The 22,728-nt window shown below is 64.1% G+C and carries 15 protein-coding genes; 7 read left to right on the forward strand and 8 right to left on the reverse strand.

Going from position 1 to position 22,728, the window contains the following annotated elements; all coding sequences use genetic code 11:
- Window positions 1-116 precede the first annotated feature (116 nt).
- The 3 genes from AC2T3R_RS17155 to gnd all read right to left on the reverse strand — a co-directional run bounded on the left by AC2T3R_RS17155 (window position 117) and on the right by gnd (window position 4,594).
- Window positions 117-1,913: a glycoside hydrolase family 15 protein gene (locus AC2T3R_RS17155; protein WP_410952366.1), complete on the reverse strand. Its 1,797-nt coding sequence runs from the start codon at window positions 1,911-1,913 to the stop codon at window positions 117-119.
- Window positions 1,914-2,057: 144 nt separating this feature from the next.
- Window positions 2,058-3,563, reverse strand: coding sequence for a glucose-6-phosphate dehydrogenase (gene zwf / locus AC2T3R_RS17160; RefSeq protein ID WP_410952367.1), 1,506 nt, complete (start codon window positions 3,561-3,563; stop codon window positions 2,058-2,060).
- Window positions 3,560-4,594, reverse strand: a complete 1,035-nt coding sequence (gnd, locus tag AC2T3R_RS17165) for a phosphogluconate dehydrogenase (NAD(+)-dependent, decarboxylating) (protein WP_137109124.1) — start codon at window positions 4,592-4,594, stop codon at window positions 3,560-3,562. Before gnd ends, zwf begins: the two co-directional genes overlap by 4 nt.
- A 152-nt stretch (window positions 4,595-4,746) precedes the next feature.
- On the opposite strand from gnd, the gene AC2T3R_RS17170 reads away from it, so the two are divergent.
- A complete protein-coding gene (locus AC2T3R_RS17170; protein ID WP_003258397.1) occupies window positions 4,747-4,914 on the forward strand; it encodes a DUF6026 family protein in 168 nt (55 codons plus the stop codon).
- Between the two features lie 42 nt (window positions 4,915-4,956).
- On the opposite strand, the gene AC2T3R_RS17175 is transcribed toward AC2T3R_RS17170, so the two are convergent.
- From AC2T3R_RS17175 to AC2T3R_RS17195, 5 genes are read right to left on the reverse strand one after another with little or no spacing between them, the layout of a single operon-like run.
- Window positions 4,957-5,214, reverse strand: a complete 258-nt coding sequence (locus tag AC2T3R_RS17175) for a PAAR domain-containing protein (protein WP_410952368.1) — start codon at window positions 5,212-5,214, stop codon at window positions 4,957-4,959.
- Window positions 5,215-5,268: 54 nt separating this feature from the next.
- Window positions 5,269-6,231, reverse strand: a complete 963-nt coding sequence (locus AC2T3R_RS17180) for a PoNi-like cognate immunity protein (RefSeq protein WP_410952369.1) — start codon at window positions 6,229-6,231, stop codon at window positions 5,269-5,271.
- Between the two features lie 15 nt (window positions 6,232-6,246).
- Window positions 6,247-7,203, reverse strand: coding sequence for a PoNi-like cognate immunity protein (locus tag AC2T3R_RS17185; protein ID WP_486743998.1), 957 nt, complete (start codon window positions 7,201-7,203; stop codon window positions 6,247-6,249).
- A gap of 9 nt (window positions 7,204-7,212) precedes the next feature.
- Window positions 7,213-8,616 (reverse strand): hypothetical protein, encoded by a 1,404-nt coding sequence (locus AC2T3R_RS17190; RefSeq protein WP_486743999.1) that lies wholly within the window; start codon window positions 8,614-8,616, stop codon window positions 7,213-7,215.
- Window positions 8,613-10,928 (reverse strand): type VI secretion system Vgr family protein, encoded by a 2,316-nt coding sequence (locus AC2T3R_RS17195; RefSeq protein ID WP_486744000.1) that lies wholly within the window; start codon window positions 10,926-10,928, stop codon window positions 8,613-8,615. The genes AC2T3R_RS17190 and AC2T3R_RS17195 overlap by 4 nt, the downstream gene beginning before the upstream one ends.
- A gap of 885 nt (window positions 10,929-11,813) precedes the next feature.
- Between AC2T3R_RS17195 and glgA the strand changes: the two genes are divergently transcribed.
- The 6 genes from glgA to glgX all read left to right on the forward strand — a co-directional run bounded on the left by glgA (window position 11,814) and on the right by glgX (window position 22,574).
- Window positions 11,814-13,373: a glycogen synthase GlgA gene (gene glgA, locus AC2T3R_RS17200; protein WP_013973326.1), complete on the forward strand. Its 1,560-nt coding sequence runs from the start codon at window positions 11,814-11,816 to the stop codon at window positions 13,371-13,373.
- 14 nt (window positions 13,374-13,387) lie between these two features.
- Entirely contained in the window at window positions 13,388-15,130 is a 1,743-nt protein-coding gene (gene treZ, locus AC2T3R_RS17205) for a malto-oligosyltrehalose trehalohydrolase (protein ID WP_486744001.1), read from the forward strand.
- Complete coding sequence (malQ, locus tag AC2T3R_RS17210; protein WP_486744002.1) at window positions 15,127-17,196, forward strand: 4-alpha-glucanotransferase; 2,070 nt, start codon at window positions 15,127-15,129, stop codon at window positions 17,194-17,196. The genes treZ and malQ overlap by 4 nt, the downstream gene beginning before the upstream one ends.
- Window positions 17,193-19,967, forward strand: a complete 2,775-nt coding sequence (locus AC2T3R_RS17215) for a malto-oligosyltrehalose synthase (RefSeq protein WP_486744003.1) — start codon at window positions 17,193-17,195, stop codon at window positions 19,965-19,967. Before malQ ends, AC2T3R_RS17215 begins: the two co-directional genes overlap by 4 nt.
- A 14-nt stretch (window positions 19,968-19,981) precedes the next feature.
- Window positions 19,982-20,266: a DUF2934 domain-containing protein gene (locus AC2T3R_RS17220; protein ID WP_367244568.1), complete on the forward strand. Its 285-nt coding sequence runs from the start codon at window positions 19,982-19,984 to the stop codon at window positions 20,264-20,266.
- A 154-nt stretch (window positions 20,267-20,420) separates the two neighbouring features.
- On the forward strand, window positions 20,421-22,574 hold the full coding sequence (glgX, locus tag AC2T3R_RS17225) for a glycogen debranching protein GlgX (protein WP_402950280.1): 2,154 nt from the start codon (window positions 20,421-20,423) through the stop codon (window positions 22,572-22,574).
- The last annotated feature ends 154 nt before the right edge of the window (window positions 22,575-22,728 follow it).

Genomic DNA, 22,728 nt, shown 5'->3' on the forward strand with positions numbered 1-22,728 from the left:
CGAAAGGGGTGCGTAGCGCCCCCGGGATTTCAGCCTCACTGCATGAATTGCCGGGGCTGCTTTGCAGCCCGATCGCGACACAAGGCCGCTCCTACAGGGGGAGACCGCCACCTGACTTAGCTACAGCTCGCCCGATCACGCACCGGGCACTGTGCGCGGTGCAGGTTCAGTGCGGTGTTGATGATGCCGATATGGCTGAACGCCTGGGGGAAGTTGCCAAGCATGCGCTGGCCCGCCGGGTCGTACTGTTCGGCCAGCAAGCCAAGGTCGTTGCACAGGCCGGTCAGGCGTTCGTACAGTGCCTGCGCTTCTGCCTGGCGACCTAGCAGAACATATACGTCGGCCAGCCAGAACGAACACACCAGGAAGGTGCCCTCCCCTGGAGTCAGGCCATCGCTGCAGCTGTCGCTGTCATAGCGCAGCAGAAGACCGTTTTTCATCAGGCGCTGTTCGACCTGTTCAAGCGTGCGCAAAAAGCGTGGGTCATCCGCCGGCAGGAAGCCGGTAAGGGCGATGTGCAACAAACTGGCGTCCATCTCGGTCGAGCCATAGGCCTGGACGAAAAAACGGCCGCTGGGGTCCAGGCCCCGCGCGCATACTTCACGACGAATCTCGTCAGCCACCTGGCGGTAGTGCTGCCCACGCTCGCGGCCTTCCTCGGTGGTGTCGGCCAGCCCTGCGGCGCGGTCGAAGGCAACCCAGGCCATGACCTTGGAGTGCACGAACTGCTGCCGGCCGCCGCGCACTTCCCAGATGCCCTCGTCCGGCTGGCGCCAGATGCGCTCGACGTAAGGCAGGATCAGTCGTGAGATGGCGGCGCTACGTGGATGGCGGGGCAAGCCACCCTTTATTGCCTGGGTCATGGCATCGGCGAGTTCGCCGTAGATGTCCAGTTGCATCTGCCCTGACGCTGCATTGCCCACCCGCACCGGTTGCGAGTGCTCGTAGCCGGCCAGCCACGGCAAGGTGTATTCCTGCAGGTCGCGCTCACCGGCCAGGCCGTACATGATCTGCATCTGCTCGGGGTTGCCGGCCACCGAGCGCAACAGCCATTCCCGCCAGGCCTGGGCTTCGTCGAAGTAGCCGAGGTTCATGAAGGCCAGCAGGGTCATGGTCGCGTCGCGCAGCCAACAGAAGCGGTAGTCCCAGTTGCGCTCGTGGCCGATGCGCTCGGGCAGCGATGTGGTGACGGCGGCAACGATGCCGCCGGTGGGCGCGTAGGTCATGGCCTTGAGGGTCAGCAGCGAACGGCGCACCAGGGCGGAATATGGGCCCACCTGTGGGCAGCGGGCGGCGAAGGCCTGCCATTGGTCGATGGTCTGCGCCAGCGCTTGGTCGATATCACAGCCGGGCTGCACCGGCAGGTGCGAAGGCTGGTGGCGCAGGCTGAACACCTGGCGTTCGCCCGCGCCAACGCGAAAGCGGGCGACCGTGTGCTGGTCGCGGGCATGCGGGGGGACGGTGCTGCACAGGATCAGCCGGTCGGGGCCGGCGACGGCGCTGAGGGTCCGCGGGTCGAGCCGTTCCACCCAGGGCACGCTGCGGCCATAGTCGAAGCGCATCACCAGGTCCATTTCGAAGTTGGTTTCGCCAGCGAGGCCCTCGACGATGCGCACCAGCGCGTTAACCTCGCCCAGCGGCATGAAGTCGAGCACACGGGCGCGGCCGGTGGCGGTCACCCAGGTGGTTTCCAGCACCAAGGTGTCGTCCACATATTGGCGGCTGCTGTGTTCGACCGGGTCGCAGGGGGCCAGGCGCCAGCGGCCGTTTTCTTCGTTGCCCAGCAGGGCGGCGAATACCGCGGGGGCGTCGAAGCGTGGCAGGCACAGCCAGTCGAGCGAGCCATCGCGGCTGACCAGGGCGGCGCTGCGGCAGTTGCCCAGCAGGGCATAGTCTTCGATGTGGGCAGGCATTGGGGCTCCTTTGTGTGTTTGCCTGTGACGGCCTCTTCGCGGGCACGCCCGCTCCCACAGGTGCACCACAGCCCGTGAAGGCGGTGCAATACCTGTGGGAGCGGGCGTGCCCGCGAAAGGGCCGGCACAGGCTCTACAAAAAACTCACCCCAACCGATGCCACTCGCGCTTGTCCCGCGCCAGCAATTCATTGCCGGCCTCGGGCCCGTCTTCACCGGCCGGGTACTCATGCACCTCGCCGCCCTGGGCCCAGGCATCGAGGAACGGCTGCACCGCGCGCCAGCCGTTCTCGATGTTGTCAGCCCGCTGGAACAAGGTCTGGTCACCGGTCAGGCAATCGTAGATCAGCGTTTCGTAGCCGGTCGCCGGGGTCATCTTGAAGAAGTCCTTGTAGGCAAAGCCCAGCTCGACATTCTCCATTACCAGCTCCGGCCCGGGGCGCTTGGCCTGCAGGTCGAACCACATGCCTTCGTTGGGCTGGATCTGGATCTTCAGGTAATTGGGCTTGGGCCGCTCCAGCTCCGACTCGCGGAACTGCGCATAGGGCGCAGGCTTGAAGCAGATGGCGATTTCGGTATCACGCACGCTCATGCGCTTGCCAGTACGCAGGTAGAACGGCACGCCGGCCCAGCGCCAGTTGTCGATCATCACCTTGAGCGCCACATAGGTCTCGGTCTGGCTATCCGCCGCGACGTTGGGCTCGTGGCGGTAGCCAGGCAACTGCTTGCGCCCCTGTTTGCCGGCGCCGTACTGGCCACGCACGGAATTTTTCAGGGCCATCTTCGCCGACCATGGGCGGATGGCGCCGACCACCTTGGCCTTTTCGCTGCGCACGGCATCGGCGGCGAACGCGGCCGGGGGCTCCATGGCCACCATCGCCAGCAACTGGAACAGGTGGTTGGGCACCATGTCGCGCAGCGCACCGGTGCTGTCATAGAACGCACCACGGGTCTCGACGCCGACGGTTTCCGCGGCGGTGATCTGCACATGGTCGATGTAGTGGTTGTTCCAGAACGATTCGAACAAGCCGTTGGAGAACCGGCTGACCAGGATGTTCTGCACCGTCTCTTTGCCCAGGTAATGGTCGATGCGGTAGATCTGCCGCTCACCCATCACCTTCAGCAGGCAGGCGTTGAGCGCCTCGGCGCTGGCCAGGTCGGTGCCAAAGGGCTTTTCCACCACGACCCGGCGAAAGCCACCGGCCGATTCGTCGAGCAGCCCGGCCTGGCCCAGGCGCTGCGCCACTTCGGGGAAGAAGCGCGGCGAGGTCGCCAGGTAGAAGATGGCGTTGCCATGGCGGGTCGTGTCGATGCGCTTGGCGAGGGTCTGGTAGGTGGCCGGGTCGAGGAAATCGCCGGTCTGGTAATCCAGGCGCTTGGCCAGGCGTGCCCAGAGCTTCTCATCCAGGCACTTGGCCGTGCCCTCGCCGCCTTTGTCACGCTCGACCATGAACGCGTGCAGGCGTTCGGCGAATTCCTCGGCAGTGGCCGGGTTATGGTCGACGCCAACAATGCGCAGGTTGCGGTCCAGCAGACCGTCACGGCTGAGGTTGTAAAGCGCCGGCATCAGCAGGCGCTTTACCAGGTCGCCATTGGCGCCGAACAGGAACAGGGTGCATGGCGGAGCAGCCGGAATGCTCTGTTTGGTCATTCGGCTTTTTTCTCGACGTGGCCACCGAAGCCCAGGCGCATGGCCGAGAGAATCTTGTCACCATAGGTGCCTTGCTGCTGGCGCGAGCGGAAGCGGGCGAACAACGCGCTGGACAGCACCGGCACCGGCACCGCCTGCTCGACGGCGGCGTCGATGGTCCAACGGCCCTCACCACTGTCGGACACCGAGCCACTGAATTGCGACAGCTGCGGGTCGGCCACCAGCGCATCGGCAGTGAGGTCGAGCAGCCACGAGGTAACCACGCTGCCACGCCGCCACACTTCGGCGATTTCGGCCACGTTCAGGTCGAAACGCTGGTCTTCCGGCAGTTCGTTGCCGCCCTTGCTGCGCAGCAGGTCGAAGCCTTCGGCGTATGCCTGCATCAGGCCGTATTCGATGCCGTTGTGCACCATTTTCACGTAGTGCCCGGCACCGGGTGGGCCGGCATGGATGTAGCCGTGCTCGGCACGCTGGTGCTCGCCGCTGCGGCCATGGGTACGCGGGATGTCACCCACGCCCGGGGCCAGCGCCTTGAACAGCGGCTCCAGGCGCTCGAACACTTCCTTTTCGCCACCGATCATCATGCAGTAGCCACGGTCCAGGCCCCACACACCGCCCGAGGTGCCGACATCCAGGTAATGCAGCCCGCGCTTGGCCAGTTCGGCGGCGCGGCGCATGTCGTCCTTGTAGAAGGTGTTGCCGCCGTCGATGATCGCATCGCCCGGCTCCAGCAGTTCGGCCAGTTGGGCGATGGTCTGCTCGGTGGGCTCGCCGGCGGGCAACATGACCCACACCGCGCGCGGCGCTTTCAGCTTCTGTACCAGCGCACCGAGGTCGTGCGCACCCTGGGCGCCCTCGCCCTCCAGACCGGTGATGGCCTCACGGTTGCGGTCATGCACCACAGTACGGTGGCCGGCGCGCATCAGGCGCCTTGCGATATTGCCGCCCATGCGGCCCAGCCCGATGATTCCCAGTTGCATGAGCCGATGCTCCCCTTTCGAAATAAATGACAACACAATCCAGCTTTTCAGATTAGTCCAGCGTACCGCTCGAGGGTTCAGCGACGAACGGCGGGACCACGATAAACAAAAAAGTTCCCAAGACCTGCGAAAGAATTCAGAATGCGCCCGCGTGAAGCGTCTACGCTTTAACTTGTCACCAGCCAAAACCGCGAGGTGTGTCCATGGGTACTTTGATGCCTGCAACCCCAACCCAGACCCTCTATGTCTCCGTGCGCCGTGATGAGCTGCGTAAACTGAAGGATGAACGTGACCAGCTGCGCCAGCAGGTCGCCCAACTGAACCTGCTGCTGGCGCAGGCGCGCACAGACGGCAAGGCCGTTACCCTCTGAGTTTGCCCCTCCCCTGTGGGAGCCGAACTGCTCCCACATCGCTCAATCGAGCAGCCAGCTATTATCCCCATTTTCCAAGGTACCGCCATGACTGGTGGCATCGCCGACCCTGGCAAGCGGCTGCCCATCATCCATCATCAGTGCCGAGCCGCTGGTAATCACCGCCCCACACCCAAGCCTGTCGCCAACCCTGGTGGCTGCCCTGCCGTTGACGAAGAACAGACTGGAGCCGCTGCTGATGCTGGTCGGGCCGCACAATGGGCAGTGGTGAGTGTGACCCAGCAGAACGATGGCAGGCATTGTTGCCACTCCCGAATCATGTGAGGCGCCAGGCACGCATGCCGGCAGCGCCAATCAGAACGTTCTCGACAGCCGCCAGTGCACGACCTGGCCATCGATCTCAGGGAAAGGTACCTGGTGCATGAACACTTGTTCGCCCACCATGCGCTCGACGCAGACGTAGTAACCGGGCCATGGGCAAGGCGTGCCGGAAGGCCAGCCTGGGGCATCCTCGCGCCTGGCGGTTTCCGGGTCGCGGAACTGCTTGCCCAGGCGTCGGTAATACGCCCTTTCGACGAGCGCCTGCGGGTAAAAGCGGGGAGCGCTTTCCAGGGCATCACCCTGCACAGACCATAAAAACGCCACCAGTGCCGCCTCGAAGGCCCAATAACCCAAGTGGTCACTCCGTGCCCGGGTGTGGCGCTCGTGCCAGTAGCAACCGTGCGCATTGGCGTACCACTGCCCGAGATAGTGCATGAGCGCGTCATGCTGCGCGGGGCCTTTCAGGTCGAGGCACTCCGACAAGGCGCCGTAAGGTTCGGGGTGAAGCAATGAGGTGCCTGGGTAGGCCTTGCCCAGCCGCTGGAACAGGCGATGCAGCAGCAGGTCGGGGCTGCGCTCGTCGTCCTGGTTCAGCCAGCCCAGTACCTGGTCGACACGCTCGGGGTAACCGCACAGCACCGCCAGCGACAGCAGCCACAAGGCAAGCCGGTATTCATCCGACACCCACGGGCGCAACTGCTCGCTGGTTGCCGGGTACGCCGAAAAATGCCGGGCGAACTGGGCGAACGCATAGTCTGCATAGGCCTCCACCAACTCCATCGGCTCGCCACCGGAATACCGCTGCACTGCCAGCTCCAGTGCCATGTGTGCCCAGTCGCGGCTAAGGCCACGGTAGTGATGCCTGTGCTCGGCTGGCCCGATCAGCAATGCCTGGGCGTCAGGGTCGGCGAATTCCTGCTCTTTTTCACGGGTCGAGGCCAGGTAATGCTGCTCGACCATCCACGGGTCGCGCTTGATGCTGTCGAACTGGCCCATTGGCCCTCCCGCACGCTATAAGCCTTTCACCAAGCGCCAAACCAGAGAGCGCCCATTTTCGCTCGGCATCTCTACGCCTTGCATGAATGTCTGGGGCCCCACCGCCCATTCATCACATACCCACACGCCCGTGCGCGGGCAAATTTCGCCCGACCTGGCAAGCGCATCCGAATACGGCGCGCTTTGCAGTTGTTCAGGGAAGCTTTTGATAACTTGACGCTTGCGAGCATCGTCTACCAAATCCTTCGGGTAGAAAGGAAGATCTCTATAGGGCGTATCGTCGACGCCCCACAACACAGTGACCAATCCTGCCTCAAAGGCCCAATAGCCAAAGAAACCCGCATCGCTTCGTGCCTTGTGCCGGTCATGCCAATAACAGTTGCGCATGCCGCGATACCACTGCTTCAGGTAACTACGCACTGCCTGTTGCTGCTCATCCTTCACAGTAGTTACGGCATTGAGCAATTCATGGTAGGGGCACTCATGAATCAACGTACTCCCGGGGATCGTCACCCCCACACGGGAAAACAGTTGCCGCAACAGGATGTCCTCACCGTCATCTGGGTCCTCACTCAAAAAACCTGCGATTTGCCTGATGCGAACGGGCTTGTTGAACAGCACTGCAAACGACAGAAGCCAGAGTGTGTACTGATAGGCATCCGGCTCCCACAGTTTCAAGCTGAAAGCCGGATAAGCTTGCTTGTGACGTTGAAATTGGGAAAACATGTGATCCACATAAAATTCAAGAGACTCAACGGGCTCGCCCCCCGAATAAAGTGCAACTAGCAATTCCAGAGATTCAAAGCACCAATCCCAACTCAACCCTTCCACATTTACGTAATCTGGGCGTTCCAACACCAGGAAATCTTCAGCCTTTAGCTCCACATAGTATTTCTTCCAAAAATCAACAGAGTCGAGATAGGCTACCTCTTGCAGCAAAGGCTCACGCTTGATCTCATCAAATTTTTTCATTTTCAGACCCTACTGAATTACATCACCTATAGATCTCGCATGCCCATCAAGCTTGACTATCTGGGTTACAGCACCCTTCTCATCTACGGTTATCAACCAACGTTCATATCCAGCCGAGCGAATATTCATTGCCTGTTCTTTCCCCAAACTTTCGGAAAGCCTTGGACGAATCCACGCATCACTCATCTGCCTGGCACTCGGAAACCCCTTACTCCCCTTTGTAACCGGCAAACTACCCGTCGAAAACGCGCCCCCCGTTCGATACTTGGTCTCGGTAATGATGAACGGCGGCGGTGGATGGGCATTACGATAGACGCCATCCATCCCGCGCCCGGTGGGTTTCATTTGCAGGCTGCGAGGCCCACGAGCGGCCGACAGCAGGTTCTCATGGCCTTTGCCGAGCATGTACTGATCACTGACCACCTCCCCATAAATGCCCTTCTGCGTCCGGGTCGCCGTGGAATGATCGAACACGTGCACATTGGCGCCATGCGTGGCAGCTGCCGCAGAGGTGGGCACTGGCGGGCCGAGCGCACCTTCGGGGCGCTCGAGGTAACGCGGACGCATGCCAATGCCAGAAGTCACCCGCCCACCACTCATCGCCATGGGCACCGGCTTAGGCGCATGCACCCCGGCCTGCGCAACCTGCGCGGGCAGATCGCTGGCCTGTTCCAGCACCTTGGCCAGCCTGGCGTCGAGGTGCATCAACGCCCGTGGGATTTCCCGCACTGCATGCACCTGCACCGCGTAGAACTGCGCTTCCATGGCTTGCAGCCGCACCAACAGGTGCGAGGCCGCCTGGTTGAAGGGCCAGTTGCCCAGGTAGCTGCGAAGCTTCGCCGTTGCCGCGATGACCTTGGTCAGGAACTGATTCAGATAGGTCAGCAAATCCTTTTCATAGCTCGCGAACCTGACCTGGCGCAGCCAGAACTCCACGCTGCCGCGGGTGAACTTGCCAAGAAACGCAACCACGGTCCGCAAGATGATCTGGCTTTCACGAATAAGCAGCAGGCACAAACCTCGCAGAAACGCTGCCGCTTCCTGGCCGACCAATGCACCTGCCACCGAGCCCACGGGGGTACCCACCGCCCCCACCACGGCACCGATGATCGGCGCGATCAAGGTAAGCAGGCAGGCAACCAGCAGCACCCACTCCTGCCACTGTGGCGGCTGCGCCGTTGCCTGGCTGCCATCCGCCGTGTAGCGCTTGCCCAGGCGCAGGCACACTGCGGCCAGGTCACGGGCGCTGAGCACGATCACCACCCCAGGCACCAACGACAGCAGCATGTCGGCAATGACCACGCTCAGTGGCCGTTCCTCGGCAAACTCGCCCAGCACCAGGTCACGCAGCCAGCCAAAGCCGCCTGCCACCCTTTCCACCGCTTCATCCAGCCAGTCAGCAGCGGAGTTCATGGCTGGCCACCTGCCGAGGTGCAGCCGGCAAGCAATGCCTGCAAGGCAGCATCCGGCTCGATTGCGGTCGTCAGTTGCAGCGAGCCTTGGCCAACCTCGTAGCGCACCTGGGCGCTGCAACCGGGGGTAACGCCAGCCAGGCGGGCATAGCCGTTCTGGTCGACCATACCCTGGCGCTGGGTGCCATCGGACAACGTCGCCACGTAGGCCGTGCCCGCAATCGGCGTACCGTCGGCATGCACCAGGCGAAACTCGATTTCCTCCTGCGACGGTGCAGGCGGCTCACCGTAACGTGCAGGCGCCTTTACCTGGGCGATGGCATGCAACAGCAGAGGCTCGGGGCAACCGATTTCGATGCGGCCATCACCCAGTTTGATGAAGGCCCCGCCGCAACTCAGGGTCAGCGACGTTCGGCTATCGATGTGCACATGGCCGTGATGGCTGGTGATCGACACATCGTCATTGGCATCGACCCGCAGTTGCCCGCCGACCTGCACACGCTTGTCCTGCGCGACCTGCTCGCTGGCCTCGAGGCCAACCATCACGCTCAACGCCCCGCCAACGGCCAACGACTTGCCCAGGCCTATGCTTTCGACTTTGCCAAGGGCGACCGTTTCGCTCTTGCTGGCGCCGACCTTGACACTGCGGTTGCCACCTATGTGCACCACTTCGTCATGCTCGACGCGCTCGCTACGATCATTGCCGATGAGCGTGGTTTCGTTGTGTTTCACGACGTTGTTCTGGTCGCGCTCGGCATGAATGAATACTTCCTGCCGCCCCAGTTCGTCCTCGAAGCGCAACTCGTTGAAGCCATCGCCTTTATGGGTCTGGCTCTTGATGGTCATGCGGGTCTTGTGTTCGGGCAGGTCGTAAGGCGGCAGCTGGTCACCGCAGTAGGTGCGCCCGGTGATCATCGGCTGGTCAGGGTCGCCATTGACGTACTGGACAATCACATCCTGGCCAATACGCGGAATGGCCATCGAACCCCAACTGCCACCGGCCCAGCCTTGCGACACCCGCACCCAGCAGGAACTGAATTCGTTGTTGCTGCTTTCACGATCCCAGGGGAAGCTGACCTTGACCCGCCCCCACTGGTCGCAAAAAATCTCTTCGCCCGGCGGGCCGACCACGGTGGCCATGTGCGGGCCATCGATGCGCGGCTTGGCCAAGGGTGCCGGGCGCCATTCGGCCATGCCTTGCACCAGCAGCGCATCGTTCACATAGCGGGTACCTTGTCCGGCGCCGGCGGCTTCTTCCTGCAGGCTGGTGAACTGCGTACCTTCGTGGCACAGGCTGATCACGCGCCAGTGCACATTGAGGTCTTCGCGCGGGGGGCCGACGAGGGTGAAGCTCAGGCCTGGCTGCAGGCGCACGTCATCGCCCTGTACTTCGGCCAGGCGGGCGTCATGTCGCAGCGCCGTCAGCCGCGTTTCAGTGAAGGGCTTGCCGACCGCATCGCGCTTGTAGCGCCCCGGGTAATCAAAAAACTCATAGTCCAGCGACTGGTGCGTGATTCCGCTGGCCTGGGCCTTGTGCTCCTGGCGATAGGCCGGGTTGGTGAAGGTGTAGTCGCGCTGCACCTGCTGCGCAGTACGCACCTGCTCGCAGTAGCGCAAACGCCGCAGGCAAGCACGGGCCTGGTCGCCACCGCTACTGGCGTGGTACAGCACCTTGTCGGGGCCGAGATCATCTTCATCCAGCCAAAGCGCTTCATCATCTACGGGCCTTAGCGTGCCCCGGCTGAGCAACCCAAGCGATAGCAGGCGATCGGTAACGATCAGCGTGTGGTGCCTGGCGCAGTGTGCAAAGCGGTAGACGAAGCCCTCTTCAGCGGCAAGGCGATGGATGAAGTCGAGGTCGGTTTCCCCCGCCTGGACACAAAACTCACGCACCTGGTGATCGGCGCTGCTATTGAGCTCAAACCGGGCAATGCCCTGACGCTTGAACATCAGTTCAAGAATCTGCGGCACGGTTTTCTGCTGGAAGATGCGCCAGTTCGAACGCAAGCGGGCACGGGCCAGTTGCGGCTCGACCACAGCGTGGTAGCGCGTGCGACAGAAGCCGGTTTCACCTTGGCTGAAGGCACTGACCAAGCCATGCACATGACGCAGTGGCCGGTCTGCGCAATAAAGGGTGAATAGCGCAGGCTTGTCGAGCACCTGGCCGAAGTCGACATCACTGTCGTAGCTGACAAGTTCAAGGCTCAGCACAAATGGCTGGCTGATAGCTTCTTCCAGCTTGAATGAAACCACTTCGAACTCCGTGCGCCCGGCGAGCGCCTGAAATCCGAAACGAAAGTCCGACTGTTTCATGAGTTGCTCTACCCGCCATCATGTTTACCGGCGAAAAAACAACCACATCCTGGCTTTCTTCAAAATGAGTACGTCGAATGAAATTGCCCGTCGCCAACGTTCAAGCCGGCTAGATCCGTGGCATTGGCGGACTTTACCGATGACGACAGTGAGGATGAGGCAGTGACTGAAGAGCAACTTAAACCGTACCGCCCCGCCATGACAGGAACGATGGGTTTCATGTATTGACGGTTTCGTAGGAAGTTTCCTAAAGCATCAACTTACAAACTTTTGCGCGTGCGAGTCTGCTCACTGAAACACAAGAAATTCAAGCCAGGAAAATAATAAATACAGATACTGAAAGTTCGCGAAACAGCCCCTTTCATTCCTCCTGAAATCACGTGCACCATTCTGTTCGAGGGCGATGACCTTGGCACCCCTAAAGCGCACCAAAAAGGTGCATGACTGGCAGGAATTGGGGCATTCCGTCTGACCCTCATCCACCGCTCCAGCCCCTGCATTTACATCCGGTCACAACCGCCAACGTTTGCGTCTACTCCGCGGCATGACAATAGTGACCAGCGGGTCACCTTTTCATCTATTTCTCTCCTACACTCGGGTTTCGGCCCGCCATTTGCTCAACGGAAGAGTGACGAAAAAAAGTCGAACTTTCCGGAACGCGGGCAGGTCAGGAACTAAGTAGGCCAAACGCAAAGGGACTTCCCAGCATCGGCCCACATACCCCACCAGCCCAATCGCCTTCGGCCGGAATGCCGATCGCGCCGTGCCTGCGTGCACGACCCTGGGGCATGGAACGCACTACGCAGAATCCAGAATCAGAGAGAACCAACACGAAACATCGCCACGGGTGCCAGCACCCGGCCAAGCATAGGGACGGAGAGAAGTATGATCAGTGCCGCTGTCGAGCCTCACGTAGATTCATTCAACCCGGACAACCGCGAACCGCTCACCCCGGACTTCGCCACGACAGGCAAGGCACCCGGCGCCCAGCGCCAGCACAACCGCAACAAGCGCAAGATTTTGTTCGTGACCTCGGAAATCGCCGACCTGGTGAAAACCGGTGGCCTGGGAGACGTGTCCGCAGCCCTGCCCCGTGCCCTGGCGCACCTGCACGATGTGCGGGTGCTGATCCCCGGCTACCGGCAGGTGATGGAAAGCGACAACCCCATCCACATCGTCGGTGAACTGGGTGGCCACGCCGCACTGCCGCCGTGCAAGATCGGGCGCATGGACATGGCCGACGGCCTGGTCATCTATGTGCTGATCTGCCCCGAGCTGTACCAGCGTGACGGCACTCCCTATGGTGCCAACAACGGCCGCGACTGGCCCGACAACCACATCCGCTTCGCCCGCCTGGGCCTGGCCGCCGCCGAAATCGCCGCCGGCGAAGGCAGGATCCACTGGAAGCCCGAAGTGGTGCACGCCCACGATTGGCCCGCCGGCCTGGCACCGGCCTACATGCACTGGCGCGGGCTGAGCACGCCAACCCTGTTCACCATCCACAACCTGGCCTACCAAGGTGTGTACAGCCGCGGCTGCAGCCCGGAACTGGCAATCCCCGAACACGCCATGCAGCAGGAAGGCATGGAGTTCTACGGCAAGCTGTCGTTCCTCAAGGCCGGCCTGGCCTACGCTAGCCACATCACCACGGTCAGCGCCACCTATGCCCGGGAAATCACTACCCCGGAATTTGGCTGCGGCCTGGACGGTTTCCTCGCCAGCAAGGCCCAGCAAGGCCTGCTCGGCGGCATTCCCAACGGCATCGACGAAAGCTGGGACTCGGCCACCGACAAGCACCTGCAGCACAACTTCAGCATCAACGACTGGGAAGGCAAGGCGCGCAATGCCCAGGAAGTACGCGCGCTGTTCGAACTGCAGCCCTCCGAAGGGCCCTTGTTCGCAGTGGTTTCGCGCCTGGTCTACCAGAAAGGCCTGGACCTGACCCTGGGTGTGGCCGACTACATCGTCGAGCAAGGCGGGCAAATCGCGATCATCGGCCGCGGCGAGCCGGAAGAAGAGCAGGCCATGCGCGAACTGGCGCTACGCCACCCGGGCCGTATCGGCGTGCGCATCGGCTTCAACGAAACCGATGCCCGGCGCATGTTCGCCGGCAGCGACTTCCTGCTGATGCCGTCTCGCTACGAGCCATGCGGCCTCAGCCAGATGTACGCACAGCGCTTCGGCTCGCTGCCGGTAGCGCGCAAGACCGGTGGCCTGGCCGACACCATCGAGTGCGGCGTTACCGGCTTCCTGTTCAACGAGTCTACCGTCGAGAGCTATCGCGAGGCACTCAGCCGCGCCTTCTATGTATATGGCAAGAAGGACCTGCTGAACGCCATGCGCTGCCTGTCGATGACCCAACCGTTCAACTGGTGCCAGGCCGTGGAGCCCTATGCACGTCTGTACGAGGACCTGGTCAAGCAGGCGCAGCACAGCCACTACTGAACGGGGAGTTGAAGATGCACAGGCATGGCGCACACCTGCTGGACGCCACGTCGGCGCGCTTCGCCCTCTGGGCCCCGGATGCGCGCAGCGTGAGCGTGGAACTGGAGCAGCAGCCGGCCATCGAGCTGTTGCCCGACGATGATGGCTGGTTCACCGGCGTGGCCCCGTGCCAGGCCGGTGACCGTTACCACTACCGTATCGACGGTGCACTGAAGGTGGCCGACCCGGCCTCGCGCTATCAGCCCGATGGCGTGCAGGGGCCGAGCCAGGTGGTGAATGTGGCCAGCTATGCCTGGCGACACCCCTGGCAAGGCCGGCCCTGGCACGAGGCGGTCATACAGGAGCTGCATGTCGGCCTGCTCGACGGCTACGCCGGGGTCGCCCGGCAACTGCCGCGGCTGGCCGAACTGGGCATCAGTGCCGTCGAACTGATGCCGCTGGGGCAGTTCCCCGGCGAGCGCAACTGGGGTTACGACGGCGTGTTGCCCTATGCGCCGCAAAACACCTATGGCAGCCCCGAGCAGCTGTGTGCGCTGGTCGACCAGGCACATGGCCACGGGCTGATGGTGCTGGTCGATGTGGTGTACAACCACTTCGGCCCTGACGGCAATTACCTGCACCAGTACGCCAGCCCGTTCTTCCGCGAAGACCGGCAGACCCCCTGGGGCGCAGCCATCGACTTCCGTCGCCCGCAGGTGCGCGAGTTCTTCATCCAGAACGCCCTGATGTGGCTGTGCGACTACCGCTTTGACGGCCTGCGCCTGGATGCCGTGCACGCCATCGACCAGCCCGACTTTCTGGTCGAGCTGGCGCAAAGGGTACGCGCTGCGGTGGAACCGGGCCGCCACGTATGGCTGGTACTGGAGAACGAACACAACCAGGCCTTCCTGCTGGAGCAAGGCTTCGATGCCCAGTGGAACGACGACGGCCACAATGCCCTGCATGTGCTGCTGACCGGCGAAACCGAAGGCTACTACGGCGACTACCAGCAGCGCCCCATCGACCAGCTGGCCCGCTGCCTTGCCGAAGGTTTCGTGTTCCAGGGCCAGGCCAACCGCCATGGCACGCCCCGCGGCGAGCCCAGCGCGCACCTGCCACCCAGCGCTTTCGTGCTGTTCCTGCAGAACCATGACCAGGTCGGCAACCGCGCCCTTGGCGAGCGCCTGACCCGTCTGTGCCCACCGCAGGCGCTGCGGGCGGCCACCGGGCTGTTGCTGCTGGCGCCGATGATTCCGCTGCTGTTCATGGGCGACGACGATGGCAGCTGCCGGCCGTTCCTGTTCTTCACCGACTTCCATGACCAGCTGGCCGACGCCGTGCGCGAAGGCCGGCGCGGCGAGTTCGCCCATTTCGCCGCCTTCGCCGACCCCGAGCAGCGCCAACGCATCCCCGACCCCAACGCCGAACAGACCTTCGAGGCCTCCCGCCCGCAAGGCAAGGAAGTGATCGCCGGCTGGCACGGCCTGTACCAGCACCTGCTCGAACTGCGCCGCCGCCATGTGATCCCGCACCTGCCGGGCAGCCGTGCGCTGGGTGCCGAAGTACACGGCGACAAGGCCCTGACCGCACGCTGGTGCCTGGGCAATGGCACCACCCTGCGCATCGACCTGAACCTGGCCGCCACCCCGCAGGTGGTCGAGTTGCCCGCGCCGGCCAACCGCCTGTTCGACAGCAGCGACACCCGGCACCCCGATACCCATCTGGCCGCATACAGCTGCGTGGTCAGCCTGCTTCCCCCTGCCCAGGAGCGCCCATGAGCGAAACCGCCCTGCACCGTCTGGCGAGCCGCGTCGGGCTGAGCCGCGACTGGATCGACGCCAATGCCCGGCCCCAGCGTGTCAGCGACGAGGTACTGCGCAACATCCTTGAAGGCCTTGGCCACCCGGCCAGCGATGACGCCGCCATTGCCGCCAGCCTGCGCGCCGTGGACGCTGCCGAAGACAGTGAGCACCTGCCGCCGCTGCTGACCGCCGACCTCGGCCAGCCACTGGCACTGGCGCGCTACTTCAGCGCCGCCAGCGTCGCGTATTGCACCCTGGAGGACCACAGCGCCCTCACCCTCAGCCTTGACGACCAGGCCCGCCTGCCCGGTGCGCTGCCCATCGGCTACCATCAGGTGGAAATCGACAGCCGCCGCTTCACCGTGGCCGTGGCCCCACCACGCTGCCACAGCCTTGAAGACCGCGTGCAGCAGCCGCCACCGCGCTGCTGGGGCCTGGCGGTGCAGCTGTACAGCTTGCGCCGCCCCTGCGATGGCGGCTATGGCGACTGCCTGGCCCTGGAACAACTGGCCCGCGCGGCTGCCGAACGCGGCGCCGATGCCTTGGCCATCAGCCCGATCCACGCCCTGTCGGCCATCGACCAGACGCACTACAGCCCCTACTCACCCTCCAGCCGCCTGCTGCTCAATACCCTGTACGCCAGCCCAGCCGCGCTGCTGGGCGAGCGGGAGGTGCGCGTGGCCATCGAAGCCTGCGGCCTGGAGCAACAGCTCGAAGACCTTGAGCAAGGCCCGCTGGTAGACTGGCCGCGTGCCGCCAGCGCCCGACAGCGCCTGCTCGAAGCCCTGTACCAGGGCTTCAGCCAGGGCGACCACCCGCTACGCAAGGACTTCGACAGTTTCCGCAAAGCCGGTGGCCAGACGCTGGAGCACCATTGCCGCTTCGAAGTGCTGCAGGCGCAAGCCGTGGAGCATGGCCTGGGCGCCGACTGGCGCCACTGGCCCAAGGCCTGGCACGACCCATACCACCCGGAAGTGGAGGCCTTCGCCAACGCCTACCCGGCCAAGGTCGAGTTCCATGCCTTCTGCCAATGGCTGACCGAACGGGGCCTGCAACGCGCCCAGGAAGCAGCGCGCGGCAACGGCATGGCGGTCGGCCTGATCGCTGACCTGGCGGTGGGCGCCGACGGTGCCGGCAGCCAGGCCTGGAGCCGCCAGGACGAGCTGCTGGCAGGCCTGAAGGTAGGCGCACCGCCCGACATCCTCAACCGTGCTGGCCAGGACTGGGGCATCTGCGCCTTCTCGCCTGAAGGGCTCAAGCGCAACGGCTACCGCGCTTTCATCGAAATGCTGCGGGCCAACCTCGCCCACGCCGGCGGCCTGCGCATTGACCATGTCATGGGCCTGCGTCGGTTGTGGCTGATCCCGCAGGGAGCCAAGCCCAGCGAAGGCGCCTACCTCAACTACCCGCTGGACGACCTGCTGCGCCTGCTGGCGCTGGAGTCGGTGCGCCACCAGGCAATCATCCTCGGCGAAGACCTGGGCACCGTGCCGGACGGCCTGCGTGAGCAACTGGCGGCCAAGGCCGTGCTGGGCATGCGCGTGCTGCCCTTCGAGCAGACCCAGCCCGGCCATTTCAAGCCGATTCTCGACTGGCCGGACAACGCCCTGGCCACCACCGGCACCCACGACCTGGCGCCGCTGGCCGGCTGGCTGGAAAACCGCGACATCGACTGGAGCCACCGCCTGCAACTGATCGATGCTGCCACCGAACTGCACTGGCGCCACGAGCGGCAGAAGGAGCACGACGGCCTGCGCCGCACCCTGGAGGCCAACTACGGCACGCTGCCGGACAACGACGCGCTGATCGACGCCGCCATTCGCTACGTTGGCCACACCCGCGCACCGCTGGTGCTGGTACCGCTTGAAGACCTGCTGGGTTGCGACGAGCAACCCAACCTGCCGGGCACCACCTCCGGCCACCCCAACTGGCGCCGACGCTTCGCCCGGCCGGTACGTGAACTGCTCGACGACGAAGACGCCGCACGGCGCCTGGAACTGCTGGCCCAGGCCCGCGAACAAGCCTGGGAGCGTGACCGATGAAAGCGCTGACCTCGACCCTGCGCCTGCAGTTTCACAGTGATTTCACCCTCGATCACGCCGTGCCGCTGGTGCCGTACTTCGCCCAGTTGGGTATCAGCCACCTGTATGCCTCGCCCATCCTCAAGGCTCGCGCCGGTTCGCGCCACGGCTACGACGTGGTCGACCCAACCTGCGTCAACCCCGAGCTGGGCGGCGAAGCGGCGCTGGAACGGCTGGTCGCCGCCCTGCGCCAGCACGGCATGGGGCTGATCCTCGACACGGTGTCCAACCACATGGCCGTGGGCGGTGCCGACAACCCCTGGTGGCAGAGCCTGCTGGCCTGGGGCCGGCGCAGCCCCTATGCAGAATTCTTCGACATCCAGTGGCACTCCAGCGACCCGCTGCTGGCCGGTCAGCTGCTGCTGCCGTTCCTCGCCAGCGACTATGGCGTGGCACTGAAAAATGGCGAGATACCGCTTGAGTTCGACAAGCACCATGGGCTGCTGCAGGTCGCCCATTACCAACACCGCTTCCCGATCTGCCCGGTCGACTATGGCTGGATTCTCGCGCTCAGCCCGGAGCCGGCGCTCAAGGCCCTGGCCGAACGCTTCACCGCGTTGAACGCATCGGCCACGCCGCTGGCCGACGCCCTGCCCCTGCAAGCTGAACTGGCGCGCCTGGCGGGCGAAGGCGCCGACCTCGAATCGGCCCTGGTGGCGTTCGACAGCCGTAGCGAGAATGGCTTCAAGCGCCTGCACCTGCTGCTGGAACGCCAGACCTACCGCCTGGCCAGCTGGCGTACCGCCGCCGACGACATCAACTGGCGGCGCTTCTTCGACATCAACGAGCTGGGCGGCCTGCGGGTGGAACGCGCGGTGGTGTTCGAGGCCACCCACGCCAAGCTGTTCGAACTGATCGAGCGCGGCCTGGTGGACGGCCTGCGCATCGACCATATCGACGGCCTGGCCGACCCGCGCGGTTACTGCCGCAAGCTGCGCCGACGGGTCGATGGCCTGCTGGCACGGCGGCCGTTGAATGCCGCCCTGGAGCATTTCCCGATCTACGTGGAGAAGATCCTCGGCGCCAACGAGCACCTGCACCGCGACTGGCTTACCGATGGCACTACCGGCTATGAGTTCATGAACCAGGTCTCGCTGTTGCAGCACGACCCGGCAGGCGAAGCAGCGCTGACCGAGCTGTGGGCCAATGTGAGCGAACGCCCCGACTTCCCCGAAGAAGTACGTCAGGCCCGCCACCTGGTACTCAATGCCAGTCTGGCCGGCGACTGCGAGTCGGTGGCCCAGGCACTGTTGCAGGTGGCGCGCAACGACCTGATGACCCGCGACCTGACCCTGGGCGCGATTCGCCGTGCCTTGCAGGCGCTGGTGGCGCATTACCCGGTGTATCGCACCTACTTCAATGCCTGCGGGCGCCCGGCAGAAGACGAAGGGTTTTTCCAGCAGGCCCTGGCCAATGCCCGCCTCGACCTCGGCGAAGCCGACTGGCCACTGCTCGAGCACCTGCAACAATGGCTGGGCGGGCAAGCCTGGCGCCGCCTGCCAGCAGGCCGGGCGCGCAAGCAGCTACGCCACGCCTGCGTGCGCTTCCAGCAGCTGACCGCGCCCAGCGCCGCCAAGGCCGTGGAAGACACCGCCTTCTACCGCAGCGCGCGGCTGCTGTCGCGCAACGATGTGGGCTTCGACGCCGAGCGTTTCAGCGCCCCGCTCGAGCACTTCCACAACGAGGCCCAGCGGCGCCTGCGCGACTTCCCCGACAACCTGCTGGCCAGCGCCACCCATGACCACAAGCGCGGCGAAGACACTCGTGCACGCCTGGCCGTGCTCAGCGAGCGCGGCCCGTGGCTGGCCAGCCGAATGGAACACTGGCGCGAACTGGCCACGCCGTTGCGCACGCAACTGGATGACGGCCTGGCGCCCAGCCACGGCGACGAGCTGATGCTGTTGCAGACCTTGCTGGGCAGCTGGCCGCTGGACCTCGACCTGCACGATGTCAACGCCCTTGGCCAGTACGCCGAACGCATTCGCCAGTGGCAGCAGAAAGCCCTGCGCGAGGCCAAGCTGCGCAGCAGCTGGAGCGCGCCGAACGAAGCCTACGAAAGCGCCTGTGCCCGCTACATCGATGGCCTGCTGCTGGACGGCGAGAACCAGCAGCTGCGCAAGTCGCTGGCCGACGCCGCGCATCTGCTGGCCTGCCCCGGTGCCCTCAACGGCCTGGTCCAGGCCCTGTTGCGCATGACCACGCCGGGCGTACCGGACCTGTACCAGGGCAACGAATACTGGGATTTCAGCCTGGTCGACCCGGATAACCGGCGCGCCGTGGACTACGCGTGCCGGCGTCGCACCCTGGACGATGCAACGCCGGTTGCCGAGCTGCTGGAGCACTGGCGCGATGGCCGCCTCAAGCAGGCGCTGATCGCCCGGGTGCTGGACTGCCGCCAGGCCCATGCCGAGCTGTTCCGACGTGGCGCCTACCTGCCCCTGACCGTGCAGGGTCGGCATGCCGACAAGGTGATCGCGTTCGCTCGCCTTGGCGAGGGCGAACGGGCCGTCATCATCGCACCACGCCTGGCCAGTACCCTGCTGGCAGGTGCACCGATACCCCTGATCCCGGCACAGAACTGGGACGACACCCGGGTAAACCTGCCGTTTGCCTTGTCGCCTGCCAACTCGACGGGACTTTTCCCCAGTGCTGCGGTCAGCTCTTGCAGGGAGCTGATGTTGAGCGCCGTGCTGGCGGAGTTTCCGGTCAACCTGCTGATACAACAATCTTGAACATCAGGAGCGTCATGATGAGTGTTGATGAAAAACGTATCCGCGAATTTGCCTACCAGATCTGGGAGTCCGAGGGTAAGCCCGTCGGCCAGGAAGACCGCCATTGGGACATGGCTCGCAAGCTGGCCGAAGCCGAGGCACTGGCACCCAAGGCGGCGCCGCGCAAACGGGCCCCGGCCAAGCCCAAGGTAGCGGCTGAACCGAAGGCGCCTGCCGAGCCCAAAGTGGCTGCCCTGCCGGGGGTTGAACCGGCTGTGGCGAAAAAGACCCGGGCGGTGAAAAAGCCTTCTGCCGGTTAAGCCTGTCCTGGCCCTATCGCCGGCAAGCCAGCTCCCACAAGTACAGCGCCGGTTTTGAAACCTGTGGAGACCTTGTGGGAGCTGGCTTGCCGGCGATAGGGCCAGGACAGGACTACACAACCCTCCCCTTCACCACGGCCACTAGAGGACCGCCATGAGCCCCCGCACCCCGAAGAAAACCCGCTCGGTCGCCCCGTCGCGTATCCGCGAAGGCCTGCCTTTCCCCCTCGGCGCCACCTGGGATGGCCTTGGGGTCAACTTTGCCCTGTTCTCGGCCAATGCCACCAAGGTCGAGCTGTGCCTGTTCGACTCCACCGGCGAGCACGAAATCGAACGCATCGAGCTCCCCGAATACACCGACGAGATCTACCACGGCTACCTGCCTGACGCTCACCCAGGGCTGGTCTACGGCTACCGCGTGCACGGCCCCTACGAGCCGGAGAACGGCCACCGCTTCAACCCCAATAAACTGCTGATCGACCCGTATGCCAAGCAACTGGTCGGCAGCCTGCAATGGTCCGAAGCACTGTTCGGCTACACCATCGGCCACCCCGACGGTGACCTGTCGTTCGACGAGCGCGACAGCGCGCCCTTCGTGCCCAAGTGCAAGGTGATCGACCCTGCATTCACCTGGGGCCGCGACCAGCGCGTGCAGATCCCCTGGGAGCGTACGATCATTTATGAGGCCCACACCCGTGGCATCAGCATGCGCCACCCGGCGGTGCCGGAAAAACTGCGCGGCACCTTCGCCGGCCTGGCCAATGACGAGTTGCTCAAGCACATCAAGGAGCTGGGCGTTTCCAGCATCGAGTTGCTGCCGATTCACGCCTTCGTCAACGACCAGCACCTGCTGGACAAGGGCCTGAACAACTACTGGGGCTACAACAGCATCGCCTTCTTTGCGCCCCACCCGCGTTACCTGGCTAGCGGCAAGATCGCCGAGTTCAAGGAAATGGTCGCACACCTGCACGACGCGGGGCTGGAGGTGATCCTGGATGTGGTCTACAACCACACCGCCGAAGGCAACGAGCGCGGCCCCACGCTGTCGATGCGCGGTATCGACAACGCCTCGTACTACCGCCTGATGCCGGACGACAAGCGCTATTACATCAACGATTCCGGCACCGGCAACACCCTGGACCTGAGCCACCCCTGCGTGCTGCAGCTGGTCACCGACTCGCTGCGCTACTGGGCCGGCGAAATGCACGTGGACGGCTTCCGCTTCGACCTGGCGACCATCCTTGGCCGCTACCACGACGGCTACAGCGAACGCCACGGCTTCCTCGTCGCCTGCCGCCAGGACCCGATGCTGAGCCAGGTGAAGCTGATTGCCGAGCCCTGGGACTGCGGCCCGGGCGGCTACCAGGTGGGCAACTTTGCCCCGGGCTGGGCAGAGTGGAACGACCGCTTCCGCGACACCGTGCGCGCCTTCTGGAAAGGCGACGAAGGCCAACTGGCCGACTTTGCCTCGCGCATGACAGCCTCGGGGGACATGTTCAACAACCGTGGCCGGCGTCCCTATGCCTCGGTCAACTTCGTCACCGCCCACGATGGTTTCACCTTGCGCGACCTGGTGTCGTACAACCACAAGCACAACGAGGACAACGACGAGAACAACCAGGACGGCACCGATAACAACCTGTCATGGAACTGCGGTGTCGAGGGGCCAACCGACGACCCGGCCGTGAATGCCCTGCGCATGCGCCAGATGCGCAACTACTTCGCTACCCTGCTGCTGGCCCAGGGCACGCCGATGATCGTCGCCGGCGATGAGTTCAGCCGTACCCAGCACGGCAACAACAATGCCTATTGCCAGGACAGCGAAATCGGCTGGGTGAACTGGGACCTGGACCAGGAGGGCGAAGAGCTGCTGGCCTTCGTCAAGCGCCTCACCCGCCTGCGTCTGGCCTACCCGGTACTGCGCCGCTCGCGCTTCCTGGTGGGCGACTACAATGAGGCGATCGGCGTCAAGGATGTGACCTGGCTGGCACCGGATGGCAACGAGATGAGCGTGGAGCAATGGGAAGACCCGCACGGGCGTTGCCTGGGCATGTTGATCGATGGCCGTGCCCAGGTCAGCGGCATTGCCAGGCCAGGCGCCGAGGCCACCGTGCTGCTGATCGTCAATGCCCACCATGACATCGTACCGTTCGAGTTGCCGACCGTGCCCGAGGGGGATTACTGGAGCTGCCTGGTCGATACCGACCGGCCAGAGCTGCGCAAGGGGCAGCATCTGCAGTTCGACAGCACCTTCGAGGTGAAGGGGCGGTCGTTGCTGCTGATGGTGTTGCAGCGTGATGAGGAGTGAACCCCGGGGGACCATCGTCGGTCCCATTGTGTATCGGTTGCCTGTACTGGCCTCATCGCCGGCAAGCCAGCTCCCACAGGTAATCCGCTGGCCGACGGGCCTGTGCGTGACCTGTGGGAGCCGGCTTGCCGGAGATAGGGCCGGGACATACGCC

This window comes from Pseudomonas sp. PVC-5-1, assembly GCF_057444345.1.

Excerpts from the sequence above, each read along its gene's own strand:
- AC2T3R_RS17155 (WP_410952366.1), bottom strand. The coding sequence starts at position 1,913 with ATGCCTGCCCACATCGAAGACTATGCCCTGCTGGGCAACTGCCGCAGC.
- zwf (WP_410952367.1), bottom strand. The coding sequence starts at position 3,563 with ATGACCAAACAGAGCATTCCGGCTGCTCCGCCATGCACCCTGTTCCTG.
- AC2T3R_RS17170 (WP_003258397.1), top strand. The coding sequence starts at position 4,747 with ATGGGTACTTTGATGCCTGCAACCCCAACCCAGACCCTCTATGTCTCC.
- AC2T3R_RS17175 (WP_410952368.1), bottom strand. The coding sequence starts at position 5,214 with ATGCCTGCCATCGTTCTGCTGGGTCACACTCACCACTGCCCATTGTGC.
- AC2T3R_RS17180 (WP_410952369.1), bottom strand. The coding sequence starts at position 6,231 with ATGGGCCAGTTCGACAGCATCAAGCGCGACCCGTGGATGGTCGAGCAG.
- AC2T3R_RS17185 (WP_486743998.1), bottom strand. The coding sequence starts at position 7,203 with ATGAAAAAATTTGATGAGATCAAGCGTGAGCCTTTGCTGCAAGAGGTA.
- AC2T3R_RS17190 (WP_486743999.1), bottom strand. The coding sequence starts at position 8,616 with ATGAACTCCGCTGCTGACTGGCTGGATGAAGCGGTGGAAAGGGTGGCA.
- AC2T3R_RS17195 (WP_486744000.1), bottom strand. The coding sequence starts at position 10,928 with ATGAAACAGTCGGACTTTCGTTTCGGATTTCAGGCGCTCGCCGGGCGC.
- glgA (WP_013973326.1), top strand. The coding sequence starts at position 11,814 with ATGATCAGTGCCGCTGTCGAGCCTCACGTAGATTCATTCAACCCGGAC.
- treZ (WP_486744001.1), top strand. The coding sequence starts at position 13,388 with ATGCACAGGCATGGCGCACACCTGCTGGACGCCACGTCGGCGCGCTTC.
- malQ (WP_486744002.1), top strand. The coding sequence starts at position 15,127 with ATGAGCGAAACCGCCCTGCACCGTCTGGCGAGCCGCGTCGGGCTGAGC.
- AC2T3R_RS17215 (WP_486744003.1), top strand. The coding sequence starts at position 17,193 with ATGAAAGCGCTGACCTCGACCCTGCGCCTGCAGTTTCACAGTGATTTC.
- AC2T3R_RS17220 (WP_367244568.1), top strand. The coding sequence starts at position 19,982 with ATGATGAGTGTTGATGAAAAACGTATCCGCGAATTTGCCTACCAGATC.
- glgX (WP_402950280.1), top strand. The coding sequence starts at position 20,421 with ATGAGCCCCCGCACCCCGAAGAAAACCCGCTCGGTCGCCCCGTCGCGT.